General features: G+C 53.0%; 12 protein-coding genes. 9 read left to right on the top strand and 3 right to left on the bottom strand.

Going from position 1 to position 13,627, the window contains the following annotated elements; all coding sequences use genetic code 11:
- The first annotated feature begins 60 nt into the window (after positions 1 to 60).
- Genes LG301_RS07705 through yidD form a run of 6 tightly spaced genes read left to right on the top strand, consistent with a single transcriptional unit; the run spans position 61 to position 4,731 of the window.
- Entirely contained in the window at positions 61 to 897 is an 837-nt protein-coding gene (locus tag LG301_RS07705) for an ATP-dependent zinc protease (RefSeq protein ID WP_404474838.1), read from the top strand.
- 38 nt (positions 898 to 935) lie between these two features.
- Positions 936 to 2,459: an inactive transglutaminase family protein gene (locus tag LG301_RS07700; RefSeq protein WP_404474836.1), complete on the top strand. Its 1,524-nt coding sequence runs from the start codon at positions 936 to 938 to the stop codon at positions 2,457 to 2,459.
- Positions 2,456 to 3,454: an alpha-L-glutamate ligase-like protein gene (locus tag LG301_RS07695; RefSeq protein ID WP_404474834.1), complete on the top strand. Its 999-nt coding sequence runs from the start codon at positions 2,456 to 2,458 to the stop codon at positions 3,452 to 3,454. Before LG301_RS07700 ends, LG301_RS07695 begins: the two co-directional genes overlap by 4 nt.
- 31 nt (positions 3,455 to 3,485) lie before the next feature.
- Positions 3,486 to 3,932, top strand: a complete 447-nt coding sequence (locus LG301_RS07690) for a transcriptional repressor (RefSeq protein WP_263068820.1) — start codon at positions 3,486 to 3,488, stop codon at positions 3,930 to 3,932.
- 2 nt (positions 3,933 to 3,934) lie between these two features.
- Positions 3,935 to 4,402, top strand: a complete 468-nt coding sequence (hisI, locus tag LG301_RS07685) for a phosphoribosyl-AMP cyclohydrolase (protein ID WP_404474832.1) — start codon at positions 3,935 to 3,937, stop codon at positions 4,400 to 4,402.
- Positions 4,402 to 4,731, top strand: coding sequence for a membrane protein insertion efficiency factor YidD (yidD, locus tag LG301_RS07680; RefSeq protein ID WP_404474830.1), 330 nt, complete (start codon positions 4,402 to 4,404; stop codon positions 4,729 to 4,731). The genes hisI and yidD overlap by 1 nt, the downstream gene beginning before the upstream one ends.
- Before the next feature lie 16 nt (positions 4,732 to 4,747).
- On the opposite strand, the gene LG301_RS07675 is transcribed toward yidD, so the two are convergent.
- Positions 4,748 to 5,164, bottom strand: a complete 417-nt coding sequence (locus tag LG301_RS07675; RefSeq protein WP_404474828.1) for a SufE family protein — start codon at positions 5,162 to 5,164, stop codon at positions 4,748 to 4,750.
- Positions 5,165 to 5,203: 39 nt separating this feature from the next.
- The gene (locus LG301_RS07670) at positions 5,204 to 6,370 is read right to left on the bottom strand and encodes a tyrosine-type recombinase/integrase (RefSeq protein ID WP_404474826.1); all 1,167 of its coding nucleotides are present in this window, start codon (positions 6,368 to 6,370) and stop codon (positions 5,204 to 5,206) included.
- 211 nt (positions 6,371 to 6,581) lie between these two features.
- Between LG301_RS07670 and LG301_RS07665 the strand changes: the two genes are divergently transcribed.
- On the top strand, positions 6,582 to 7,616 hold the full coding sequence (locus LG301_RS07665) for a DNA-binding protein (RefSeq protein ID WP_404474824.1): 1,035 nt from the start codon (positions 6,582 to 6,584) through the stop codon (positions 7,614 to 7,616).
- A gap of 83 nt (positions 7,617 to 7,699) precedes the next feature.
- Here the strand turns inward: LG301_RS07665 and nfuA are convergent, their stop codons facing one another.
- Positions 7,700 to 8,305: a Fe-S biogenesis protein NfuA gene (gene nfuA, locus LG301_RS07660; RefSeq protein WP_404474822.1), complete on the bottom strand. Its 606-nt coding sequence runs from the start codon at positions 8,303 to 8,305 to the stop codon at positions 7,700 to 7,702.
- A 283-nt stretch (positions 8,306 to 8,588) separates the two neighbouring features.
- Here nfuA and metH point away from each other — a divergent pair, with 283 nt between their 5' ends.
- Positions 8,589 to 12,284: a methionine synthase gene (metH, locus tag LG301_RS07655; protein ID WP_404474820.1), complete on the top strand. Its 3,696-nt coding sequence runs from the start codon at positions 8,589 to 8,591 to the stop codon at positions 12,282 to 12,284.
- A complete protein-coding gene (locus LG301_RS07650; protein ID WP_404474818.1) occupies positions 12,284 to 13,603 on the top strand; it encodes an MATE family efflux transporter in 1,320 nt (439 codons plus the stop codon). Before metH ends, LG301_RS07650 begins: the two co-directional genes overlap by 1 nt.
- Positions 13,604 to 13,627 lie beyond the last annotated feature (24 nt).

Here is a 13,627-nt window from a genome sequence, read left to right as displayed (position 1 = left end):
ACAACCGGTCTCCCTTCTCCTTATCATTCGTGCTCTTATTATCCAAGGATACTACTCGTTATGCGCCCAGGTGTTTTGTGGCTGTTGGCTAGTTTGTCGCTTACGTTTGCAGGCTGTGCCACTATCCAGCCTGATCCTAATGAACCATTACCGCTGAGCGAAGCCTCATTCAATAGCCGCATCATTGAGCTAGAAAACGCCTTGGCACAGCAGTGTGGCGCCACGTCTACGCTGCAAGAGCGTCAGCTCAATCAGCAGCAAGTGCTCATCGCTGACGTCCGAGAAGTAGGCAGCCTGCTGCGTTTTTTACGCGGTGATATCGCTAGCCTAGAGGCTCGTGGCTCAGAGCCAGTTATCATCCGTGAAGAGTGTGAAGCCGTAAGCATTGAAGATACCAAAACCATGTTGGGCCGCAATGAGTGGGTCGGATTACCCAGCATTGGCACCTATTTGAAAGCGCGGGTTGATTCCGGCGCTCATACGTCTTCGCTTTCTGCTTCCAATATCACGCGCTTTGAGCGAGACGGTGAGAACTGGGTGCGCTTTAAGCTTGCCCTCAACGAAGAGGATATTGTTGTAGAGCGTGTCCGCGACGAGTGGATTGAAGCGCCTATCCTGCGCAGAGTGCGTATTGTTCAGGCTTCTGGTGAAGAGTCACGCCCAGTTATCTCGCTGCTAATGACCCTTGGCCCTATTCGCGAAAACGTTGAATTCACCCTCAATGACCGCACGCATTTAGACTACCCCGTGCTATTAGGGCGTCGTTTTATGATGGACATCGCCACGATTGATGTTGCTCAAACTTATATTCACGAGCGTCCTGAGTTCCCTGGTGGTGAGCCAGCCGAGCAAGCCGCTGATGATGAACTGGCTGATCAAGACGATACCGAAGAATAACCGCTCTCCTCTGCCGCTTTTCGTTGAAAGGAATCTTCATGTCACGGCTGCCGTTTTATTTAATTGTAGGGTTTTTGCTAGTTGCGGGTATTGCTACCAGCATCCACAGGCATATTCAGTTTGAGATCCCCTGGTTTCCCGGCGAACAGCGCCAAGTGTGGGAAATTGAGGCCGTCATTAATTTCAATGCGCAAAACGGGCCTGTTCAGGTCGATTTGGCGCTGCCCAGCCATCAGGCCGGTTTCCGTGTGCTCACAGAAAACACGGCGTCCTCCGGCTATGGGTTAGCGTATCAGGCCGATGAGCTTGGTCGTCAGGCGCAATGGACTATCCGTGAAGCTGCAGGCAGCCAACAGCTTTACTACTCCGTACAAATGCTGGTTTCTCCTGACGCCCGCTCACCGATACAAACGCCGCCCGAGCTCTCTCCTCCACCTCCCTGGGAGAGCCCCTATGACACAGCGGCTAACCAGCTCATCGAGCGTGCTTGGGGGCGTAGTGCGAATAACGCGACCTTTGCCCGTGAGCTGATACTGGATATCAATGGCGATCGACAAGGCGAAAACGCTCGCTTGCTGCTCACTCAAGAGCAGCCTTCTACCCTGGTGGTACGCTTACTCAATCAAGCGGGCGTTCAAGCGCGCGAAGTCAGCGGCCTGCTGCTTGAAGATGGGCGCAGACGCCAGCTATTAAGTAGCTGGATACAGGTATTTGATGCATCTGCCGAGCGCTGGGCGATATTCAACCCCACCACCGGCGAACAGGGCAAACCGGATAATTTAGTGCTGTGGGAAACAGGCGGCCGTGCCGTGCTTGAGGTTCAGGGCGGCACCAACTCGCGTGTTAGCTTTTCTATGTTGACGCATTATCAACCGGCGTCGGCTGCGGTGCGCAATCATTATTCAGACGATACCCTTCTGAACTTCTCCATTCACAGCTTGCCGCTTGAAGAGCAAGCGCTATTTCAAACGATTCTTCTCATACCGATAGGCGCGCTGGTCGTGGTCTTTCTGCGTGTATTGGTAGGAGTCAAAACGTCGGGCACCTTTATGCCGGTACTGATTGCGCTGGCCTTTATTCAAACCACTCTACTGACCGGTTTGATCGGCTTTCTGTTAATCGTAGCCGTTGGCTTAATTATTCGTAACTATCTCTCTTACCTCAACTTATTGCTTGTCGCGAGGGTGTCTGCGGTGATCATAACGGTCATTGCGATCATCTCTATTTTTACCGTGCTGGCGTACCGCATGGGATTAAGCGCTGGGTTAACGGTGACCTTCTTCCCAATGATTATCTTAGCGTGGACCATAGAGCGTATGTCCATTTTGTGGGAAGAAGAAGGCCCTAAGCAGGTGCTTATACAAGGCGGGGGTAGTCTACTCACGGCAGTGCTGGCTTACCTTGCCATGAATAACCCATGGGTGCGTCATATCACGTTCAATTTTCTTGGTGTCCAGCTAATCCTGATGGCCTTGATTCTGCTGCTGGGTAATTACACTGGATATCGGTTACTTGAGTTGCGCCGATTCAAGCCCATCACAGATGATGAGAAACCCTCATGAGCTGGCTAAAAAACTGGACCTGGCCAACCCGGTTGCGCGATAAGGGGATTATCGGCATGAACCGGCGTAATATCCGTTACATCGGTCGCTACAACTCCCGCCGTTTATACCCATTGGTAGACGATAAGCTCAAAACCAAACTATTGGCTCAACAGTACGGTATTACAACGCCAGAGCTCATTGGCACCGTAACCACCCAGTTCGGTGTCAAGCACATTGGCGAGATGCTCGTCGGCCATAGCGGCTTTGTGATTAAACCCGCCAAAGGCAGCGGCGGAAAAGGCATTTTGGTGATAGAGAAAGTCGAAAACGACGCCTTTATTAAACCCAGCGGGATGCACCAGTCGATTGAGGATATTGAGCGTCACGTTTCTAATATTCTTTCTGGGCTTTACTCTTTGGGTGGATCACCTGATGTGGCGGTCATCGAAACGCTGATTAACTTTGATGAGAGCCTATTAGCCTATACCTATGAGGGCGTGCCAGATATTCGGGTTATTGTGTTTAAAGGTTACCCGGTGATGGCGATGATGCGCCTCTCGACCGCCGCATCCGACGGCAAAGCCAATCTCCATCAAGGAGCAGTAGGCGTTGGTCTAAACATCGCTACCGGGGCTGCAATTCGTGGCGTTCAATTTGACCGTCCTTGCTATAGCCATCCCGATACAGGCCATGACTTGGCGAGCCTGGTGGTGCCAGAGTGGAACACCCTGCTTCATCTGGCAGCCGGCTGCTATGAAATGACCGGGCTAGGTTATTTGGGAACCGACATGGTGCTTGACCGTCAGCACGGCCCAATGCTCCTAGAGCTAAATGCTCGCCCAGGATTAGCCATTCAAATGACCAACGGCGAAGGGTTACGCAGGCGTCTTGACTTGATTGAGCGTCAACCGGATGGGGTCTCTGTTGAAAAGCGCGTGGCATTTGCCCAGCACCACTTTGCACGACAGAGCGAGCTGGTCGAAGGCCCTGACAGCACTACAGCGAGCGCGTAGACTTACGCTAACGATGTTCAATGAGTTCCCTATGACTGAAGCTAATGCGCTACTGCTCCAAGCAGAAACTCAGTGCCACACCCGAGGTGTCCGGTTCACCCCCATCCGCCGCCGTGTGCTTGAGCTAATTGCCGAAAATGGCGGCGGCTTAAAAGCCTATGACCTGCTGGACAAACTCTCCACTGAGCATGCTGCCGCGCGGCCGCCTACGGTTTATCGCGCGCTGGAGTTTTTAATCGACCAAGGGTTAGTGCATCGCATCGAATCGCAAAATGCCTACGTCGCCTGCGCATGCCCTGAGCATGCCCACGGTTTTCAACTGTTGATTTGCCGGCAGTGTGGCTATGTAGAAGAGCTTCATTTAGATGCTATTAGCGATGAACTCGCCACCTTGGCAAAACGCCAAGGCTTCAACGTTGAACGCCAAACCATTGAACTTCAGGGCCTTTGCCAACACTGCCGACAAGCGAGTGATTAACTATGTCCCGTTTTGATGACGCAGACCTTACGGATCTGTTTAAGGCGCTGGAAGACGCCACTCCCAACGATGCGCTCCCCGCTACGCCTACGCTGTTAGACGCTGTGCGGTTCAATAAAGAGGGACTTTTGCCCGCTATTGCCCAGCAGCATGATACCGGCGAAGTGCTGATGATGGCCTGGATGAACCGCGACGCCTTGGAAGAGACGCTGTCGACGCACCGAGTCTGTTACTACTCACGCTCACGTCAAACGCTGTGGCGTAAAGGTGAATCTTCTGGGCAGCAGCAACACTTGAAAAGTGCGGCGCTGGACTGCGATGGGGATACGCTTCTACTGCAAGTTGAACAGACCGGTCCAGCCTGCCACACCGGTCGACGCAGCTGTTTTTACGTCAATGTAAACCACGAACAGGCGAGCATTAACAGCGAACCATTGATTGATCCGGTCACCCTTTACGGCAAAAAGTAATGCGTCGATTCGTGGGGATGCTAAGCCGTCGCGTGCTTAAGTTTGTGGGGGGTGCCATGGTGGTGTTAGTAAAAATCTACCAATACACCCTTAGCCCTCTGCTTGGCCCTCGCTGCCGCTTTTGGCCAAGCTGCTCTTCTTACACCATTGAAGCCATTCAGGTGCATGGCCCCTTTAAAGGGGGCTGGATGGCGGCTAAACGTATCGTTAAGTGCCACCCAGGTAACCCTGGCGGCATGGACCCGGTGCCTGGTGGCAGAAGCGAGCGCCTTTGCCAAGAAGATGAAGACTCACTCCCGCCCCAAGCAAAATGCCATCACCGGCATTAACCATGACCATGGGCGACTAGCCCTGCTGCGCTACCTGGTAAATACGCTCTAGCATGGCGTGCAGGCCGTTACTGCGTGTCGGCGATAAGTGCTTATCCAATCCAAGATCTTTCATAAAGTGCGGTTCGGTACGATTAATTTCATCAGCGCTTCGCTCGCTGTAAATCCTCAGCAGAACCGCAATTAAGCCGGATACGATGGCTGCATCAGACGTGGCTTTAAAAATTAACTTACCGCCCTGCTCCTCATGCTGCATCCAGACATTAGATTGGCATCCCTGAATTTTAAACTCGTCTGTTTTACACGTCTCTGGAAAATCAGGCAGCTGCTTTCCCATATCAATAATGTATTGATAGCGATCCATCCAGTTATCAAACATTTCAAACTCTTCGATTAGCTCTTGCTGGGCTAGCTCGGCGCCGGAGGTGCTCATGGCATTTCCCTTTGGTTGAATGTCGCTGAATGCGCCCTATTATAACGGTTCACTGTGCTCTTTTGGGGCCGTTTCGCCTATACGATGCTGCTGCTGCTCTTGATGCCACTCTGCTTCTTCACTGTGCAGATAACGCGCTGTGGTTTCTATGCGCGCGTGGCGCGCACTTTCAGCCAAATAGCGCAGGCTGATGCCAGATTGTGCCTGGTGAGTGATTGATGTGTGGCGCAGCCAGTGAGGAGTAGCCTGTCGCAGAGTGTTGATATAGCTGGGCTTGCCGCCCTGCTCTTCTAGCGCCTCAGCGGCGTCGGCAAAGGTTTTGCGTATTAGCCGATAGAGCTGGTTATCACTAATCCCACGCTGTTTGTCTAAGGCGCGAATCACTGGCGTTGCGTCGTTCGGCTCGGGTAGCCCTCGCAGGCTCAGCGTGTCTCGCCATTCGGATAGGCAGTCCAGCATGTCATTAGGCAGCGGTATACGCGCCAACTTATTGCCCTTGCCAACGACCACCCACCACCAGCGCCCTTCGCTTTGCCGAAAATCCCCCATTTTTGCGTTCGACATTTCGCTAATGCGCGGCGCGAGCAAATAAGCAAAGCCAAATATAAACCGCCGACGGGCATGCTCATAACGTGTGCGCTCGCTGGGCTGTGCCACTGGCGTATTGATCCACCCCCATAACCACTCCCATAACTCGCGCTCTAAGTAGCGCTCAATTCGCTGGGTCTGGTTGTTAAGGCGTCTCGATTTATCGCGCATTAGTATGAAGGGGTTGTGCGACACCCACCCCGCTTCAACTAGCCAGCTAAACATCCCCTGCAAAATAATCAGGCTTTGGCGTCGGCTAGCGGGTGAAAGACCGCCACGAAAAGGCCGCCACTGAGGATGATGACGCGGCCTTGTTGGCCCTACCCACTGCGTTGCAGGCTGCGGATTTTCTAAAAAAGCCTCAAATTGGCGCAGCATATCGCGGTTCATATCTTTCAGCGGATAGCGCTGGTTGGCTAACCAGAGCAGCAATCGTTCTGCCTCCCGCCGGTAGCATTGCCACGTTTGCGGGCTGTCCTGGTACTCCGCAAGCCAAGCAGCCACCGCTTCTGCGTCGTTTTGTGCCTCTATTCGCTCCAGCGAACTGTGTAGCGGTAAGCGCTCTATCTCCACGCCCTTTTCTTTGGGCGGCGGTGAGGTAGCCACAGAGTTGGGCATATTTACGTCCTTATCGGCCTTCACCGTTATAAGTTAGATATTCAACAGGTTAAGTGTGGGCTTACATGGCTATAAATTCAAGATAAGAAGGGTAATCTTGAATTTATATAGCGACAAATAAGTAATATTACATAATACGTATTACGTAATATTTGAAATATATATCCATTACAACGACAATGCTGATTTACTTTTAACCGAGATAAATACGATGGCGCGCAGTGGCATTCAGTACAGTGACGTTCAACAAGCGATTGATACCCTGCTTGAACGGGGCGATTCGCCTAGCGTTCAGCGCATTCGTGAAGTACTGGGCACTGGCAGCTTCACCACCATCAGCGAGCACTTCCGTTTGTGGCGCACTGAGCGCGCACAGAATCGTGATGTACCGCCCCCAAAAGGGGTACCTGAAGTGGTGGTGAATGTTGCCAGCGAGCTATGGCGGGAAGCTCAGGAAGTAGCTAACCAAGCCCTAGCTCACTACAGAGAAGATGCTAACCAGAAGATAGAGGAGGCTCAGAAAGAAGCAGCTGACGCCGCACAGCACGCAGCCAACGCTGAACAGCGTGAAAGTGCGTTAGCAGAGCATCTTCGCCACACCGAGCAGCGCTTAGAAGCCGTCAATAGAGAACTAGCCGCCAGTCAGGCCAAAGAGAGTCAATGGCAGCAGCGCGCTGAAAAAGCAGATCAATTGGCTGAGGAGTATCGCCAGCAACACACCCAGGCGGAGCAGCGCATTACTGAGCTAAAAACACATTTTGCCGAAGAGCAGCAGCAGCAACAGACTGCGTGGCAAGAACGGCTAGCGCAGGAAGAGCAGCGCAACGAGGCTGCAGAGGGAAAGCTAATGGCACTGCTAGATACGTTGCGACAGGAGCGCGCCCAGGAAGAAAAAGCGCTTCAAAAGCGCCTACAGCACTGGGAGCAGCGGGCAACCGTATTGGATAGGGAACTTCAGCTTAAAAAAGAGGCCTTGCAGCAGTACCAGTTAGATAACAGCAGCCTGCAACAGCACACAGAGGAACTTGAGCGTAACAACCAATTAAAACAGGAACAGTTGTCTAGCCTGCAGCGCGAGCTTGATAAGGCTAATCAAGCGTTAGAGAAGCAGCAGCTAGCGGCTCAAAAAGATGAAGCGTGGCAGCAACAGCTTGGGCAACAGATGAAAGCACTTCAAGCACAGCTATCTGCTCTGCCAGAAGCGCTATCAACGACTGAAAAAGAAAATAGCCCAACTGACGAGTAGCCTGCCACGCAAAAGCCCAGCCGTAGTGGCTGGGCTTTTGATACGCCGACTAGTACAGCGATGTACTCATGTCACGGCTAAAATTAACGATAATAGGCGTTGGTTGTATCCGTATGATCGGTCACATCACGAATACCCGCAAGCTCGGGAATTCGCTCCATCAAGGTTTTTTCAACGCCGTCTTTAAGCGTTAAATCTACCGCTGCGCAACCCTGGCAACCGCCGCCAAACGCAAGCACAGCCACCCGGTCTTCGGTTAACTCAACCAGCTTAATCTCGCCGCCGTGGGCTGCAAGCCCAGGATTAATTTCACTGTAAAGCGTATAGTTAATGCGATCTTCCAGAGGGCTATCAGCATTCACTTTAGGCATTTTTGCGTTGGGCGCTTTAATCGTTAACTGACCGCCCATACGATCCGCATTGAAATCAACCACCGCTTCTTCTAAGAAGACCAAGCTGTTTTTGTCGAGAAATACGTTAATTTTCTCCAGCTCAAGCTTCATGTCGGTGGGCTCTTCTTCACCAGGACGACAATACGCCAGGCAAGTCTCAGCGTAGGGCGTGCCGGGCTGAGTAATAAAGATGCGTACCGCAATGCCCTCAACGTTCTGCTTTTCAAGCAGTTCTGCGAGGTAATCTTGTGCGCTATCGGTAATATCAATACCGGGAGCTTCGATAGTCGTGGTCATGAGGGGTGTTGTCCTCCCGTGGTAGTGGCGCGGCCACTTCACATGTCATTTGTACCTATGGTAAGCAAAACTGGCCTCTGACACAATCTTGAGTGTTTTAGTCGGCTATTACCACGTCTATGTGCCACGTCTATGAACGCGCCTAATAAAGATGCTGCAATAACTTCACGCCCGCACTTGCTGCCCTATGGTGTGCCCTTTGCTATGATAGGCGCCGCTCACATTATGACGACGACTATAAAAATATCCTTTTCGACTGAGACGCTGGAGATTCCCCCCTGCCATGGCTGCTAGTGATTTGACTGCCTCCCTCACCCAACGCCTTACCCAACGCATCCTGATTCTGGATGGCGGCATGGGCACCATGCTGCAGAATGCTGAACTCAGCGAGGAGGATTTTCGCGGTGACCGGTTCAGTGACTGGCCGTCTGATCTAAAAGGTAACAATGATTTATTAGCGCTTACCTGCCCCGATGTCGTTGCGCGTATTCATCGCGACTATCTGGAAGCCGGCGCTGATATTCTTGAAACCAATACGTTTAACAGCACGCGGCTGTCCCAAGCCGATTATGGCATGGAAGATCTGGTGCCAGAACTCAACCGTGAATCAGCACGACTGGCTCGGGAAGTATGCGATGCGGTAGCCGCGGAAACCGACACTCCGCGCTACGTTGCAGGCGTACTTGGCCCAACATCGCGCACTGCCTCACTCTCACCGGATGTTAACGATCCCGCTAAACGTAATGTCACTTTCGATGAGCTGCGTGAAAATTACTATGAAGCGGCCAGCTGTTTAATCGAAGGTGGCGCCGATCTCATCATGATCGAAACCATCTTTGATACGCTCAACGCCAAAGCGGCCATCTATGCCCTTGAAGAGCTCTTCGATGATTTAGGCCGTCGCCTGCCGGTGATGATTTCTGGCACGATCACCGACGCTTCCGGCCGCACGCTTTCTGGCCAAACGACCGAAGCGTTCTGGAACTCCGTTCGTCATGCCCAGCCGCTTTCCGTGGGGCTTAACTGTGCGTTGGGCGCCGAAGAGCTGCGCCCTTACATCGAAGAGCTTTCTACCAAAGCCAATACCTTTGTTTCTGCCCACCCCAACGCCGGCTTACCTAATGAATTTGGTGAGTATGACCAAACGCCCGAGGAGATGGCCGCGATAGTCAGCGAGTTCGCTGCGAGCGGGCTGGTTAACATCATCGGTGGTTGCTGTGGGTCAACGCCTGAACATATCCGTGCTATTGCAGACGCCGTGCGCCCCATGGCGCCCCGCCAAGTGCCCAAGCGTGACCACGCTTGCCGCCTATCTGGGCTAGAACCCTTTAACATTCAGGCTGATTCGCTGTTTGTAAACGTAGGCGAGCGCACCAACGTTACGGGCTCCGCGCGCTTTAAGCGCTTGATCGTCGAGGAAGATTTCACCACCGCGCTGGAAGTTGCGCTAGAGCAGGTGGAGAACGGTGCACAGGTCATCGACATCAACATGGATGAAGGCATGTTGGAGTCCCAGGAAGCGATGGTGCGCTTTCTGAACTTAATCGCCGGTGAGCCTGATATTGCCCGCGTGCCGATCATGATTGACTCCTCCAAGTGGGACATCATCGAAGCGGGTCTAAAGTGCGTTCAAGGTAAGGCGGTGGTGAACTCGATATCGCTTAAAGAAGGTGAATCGGCGTTCCGCGAACAAGCTACCAAATGCCGTCGCTTTGGTGCCGCCATTGTGGTCATGGCATTCGATGAAGAGGGGCAGGCGGACACCTTCGCCCGCAAAACCGAAATTTGTGAGCGCGCTTACCGCCTGCTGGTTGATGAAATCGGCTTCCCTGCTGAAGATATTATCTTCGATCCGAATATCTTCGCCATCGCCACCGGTATTGATGAGCATAACAATTACGCGGTCGATTTCATTGAGGCGACGCAGTGGATACGCGACAACCTGCCCCATGCAATGGTTTCAGGTGGTGTGTCTAACGTTTCGTTCTCGTTTAGGGGTAACAACCCGGTACGCGAGGCGATCCACTCTGTGTTTCTGTACCACGCTATTCGCGCGGGCCTTAGCATGGGGATTGTCAACGCAGGGCAGCTTGCGGTCTACGATGACTTGCCCGCCGAGCTTCGCGATGCGGTAGAAGATGTAGTGCTTAACCGCCGCAACGACGGCACCGAACGGCTGCTAGAACTTGCAGACAAGTATAAGGGCGACGGCAGCGGTGCGGCTAAAAAAGAGGATCTAGAGTGGCGCAGCTGGGCGGTTAACAAGCGCATTGAACACGCGCTGGTGAAAGGTGTTACCGCGTTTATTGAAGAAGATACGGAGCAAGCCCGAGCCGAAGCCGCCCGCCCCATCGAGGTCATCGAAGGCCCGTTAATGGACGGTATGAACGTGGTGGGCGACCTGTTTGGCGCAGGTAAAATGTTTCTGCCCCAGGTGGTTAAGTCAGCGCGGGTCATGAAGCAAGCCGTTGCCTACTTGATTCCTTATATCGAAGCCGAGAAAAGCGAAGAGACTCAGGCCAAAGGCAAAATTGTCATGGCAACGGTCAAAGGCGATGTTCATGACATCGGTAAAAACATTGTCGGCGTTGTGCTGCAGTGTAATAACTATGAAGTCATCGACCTCGGCGTAATGGTGCCCACTGAAAAAATTCTGCAGGCCGCCATTGACCACAATGCCGATATCATCGGGCTGTCTGGCTTAATCACTCCCTCCCTTGATGAAATGGTGCATGTAGCCAAAGAGATGCAGCGCCGCGGGATGAACTTGCCGCTGCTCATCGGAGGTGCCACGACGTCGAAAGCGCATACCGCTGTAAAGATTGAGCCACAGTACGAGCACCCGGTGATCTACGTTACCGATGCGTCCCGCGCGGTGGGCGTGGCGGGCAAGCTGCTGGCACCTAATTTAAAGCCCGCTTACACGGCTGAAATTCGCGAAGAGTACGAAAAAGTGCGTGAGCGTAACGCCAAGCGTCGCCCCAAAGCGGCTGACCTGGATTATACCCAGGCGCGCAAGCGGCGTTTTCGCACCGACTGGGCAAATCATACCCCCGTCAAGCCAAGCACCTTAGGCTTGATGACCTTTGATGACTACGACCTCGAAGAGCTTGTGGAGCGTATTGATTGGACGCCCTTCTTTATGAGTTGGCAGCTCGCCGGAAAGTATCCCAAAATTCTTACCGATGACGTGGTAGGTGAAGCCGCTCAGAGCCTGTTTGCTGATGCCAAGGTAATGCTGCGCAAGCTGATTGACGAAAAACGCGTTCAGGCGCGTGGGGTTATCGGTTTATGGCCCGCTAACAGCGTCGATGATGATGTAATTGAAGTGTATGCGGATGAAAGCCGTACGGAAGTGGTGGAGCGCTTACACCATATTCGCCAACAAACCACTAAAGGCAGGGACGGCATTTGCTACAGCCTGGCAGACTTTATTGCTCCCAAGGAGAGTGGCAAGCCCGACTGGATTGGCGGCTTTGCAGTGACTACCGGTCACGGCGTTGACGAGCTTTCCAAAGCGTATGAAGCGGCCGGTGATGACTACAATGCCATCATGGTGCAAGCGCTAACCGACCGTTTGGCAGAAGCGTTCGCTGAACGTATGCATGAGCGCGTTCGCAAAGAGTTCTGGGGCTATGTGCCCGAGGAAACGCTGGATAATGAGGCGTTAATTGCCGAGAAATATCAGGGTATACGCCCTGCTCCCGGCTACCCTGCCTGCCCTGATCATACGGAAAAAGCAACGCTGTTCCGTTTGCTTAACGCTCCGCAAAATACCGGCCTTACGCTCACGGAAAACTTTGCCATGTGGCCTGCTGCGGCAGTGTCTGGCTGGTATTTCGCCCACCCCCAATCTAAGTACTTCTCTACGGGAAAAATCACCCGAGACCAAGTAGAAGCGATTGCTGATCGTAAACAGATGCCGCTGGCTGAAATGGAACGCTGGCTATCACCGGTACTCTCTTACGATCCTAGCTGATGCCACCTGCCGTTCGCCGCCATGGTAGGGTCATGCGCCTGGCCTTACCTATTATGCTGGGCATGCTTTCCCAAAGCATGCTCAACCTAATCGACGCTGCACTAGTGGGCCACTTAGGCCAAGAGGCATTAGCGGGTGTGGGGTTGGGTGGCTATGCCATGTTTATGGTAACGGCAGTGGTCTTCGGCCTCTCCTCCAGCGTACAGTCACAAACCGCATATGATATGGGCGCTGGTCGCTGTAATGCCTCACGCCCACTCAGTGCTGGTCTAGCTATTGGCGTCTTAGTCGCTATACCGCTGTCTTGTGTCGCCTGGTGGCAAGCCCCAGCGCTGCTCCAGTTACTGGCACCTTCAGAAGAGGTCACGCACATCGCCGTGGAGTACTTTCGCTGGCGCGTGATCTCTTTAACAGCCATTGCCTTAACGCTGTGCTTTCGTGGTTATTGGAATGGCTTGCAGCATACCCACCTATATTTACGCATTATCGTGATTGTGCATGTCGTGAATGTATTCGCCAGCGCAAGCCTTATTTATGGCCTTGCTGGTTTGCCAGCGCTAGGAGCCAACGGCGCTGGTATTGGCACCACACTCTCTTTGCTACTCGGATTAATACTGTGGACTAGCATTACGCTCAAACATACCCGCGTTTTCAGCTTTACACTGCCTCGGTTAAGTGCAGTCCGATCAACGCTTTCACTCGCTATTCCTCACTCTATGCAGCAGCTGTGGTTTTCGGCAGGCTACGTTGTCCTCTTTTGGCTACTCGGTAGAATGGGAACTGAGAGCGTTGCAGTGGGCCATGTGTTGGTTAATTTATCGCTGCTGCTGATTTTGCCAGGCGTGGGGGTCGGCATGGCGGCTATGAGCTTGGTCGGAGAAGCACTCGGGCGCGAAGATCAGCAGGCCGCACACCGCTGGGGTATCGATGCGCTTAGGGTTGCCGGTACGCTGCTGGCCGTTTTGGCGCTCCCCATGCTGCTATTCCCGGACACTGTGTTGGCCATTTTCTTTACGGATCCTGAATTAGTACAGCTCGGCACCCTACCGCTGCAAATTACCGGCTTTATGATTGTACTAGACGCTGCTGCACTCGTTCTGGCCCAGGCATTAATGGGGGCTGGCGCTCAGCGTACGGTGATGCTGCTGACCTTGACCATGCAGTGGCTAGTTTTTTTGCCGCTGGCTTGGTGGGTGGGCATCGGGATGGGTTATGGATTGCTAGGGGTATGGCTGGTCCAGCTATTTTATCGCCTCTTAAACTCAGGCAGCTTCTTATGGATATGGCAGCGTCGACGCTGGTTATCCCAAACGCTTTGACGCTACTTTTAAATACCATTTAGC

The organism is Vreelandella venusta, from assembly GCF_044809155.1.
In the GTDB taxonomy this organism is placed as follows: Bacteria; Pseudomonadota; Gammaproteobacteria; order Pseudomonadales; family Halomonadaceae; genus Vreelandella; species Vreelandella venusta_B.
Note: the sequence above shows the minus strand (reverse complement) of the source record. Positions and strands in the feature narration are given on the sequence as shown.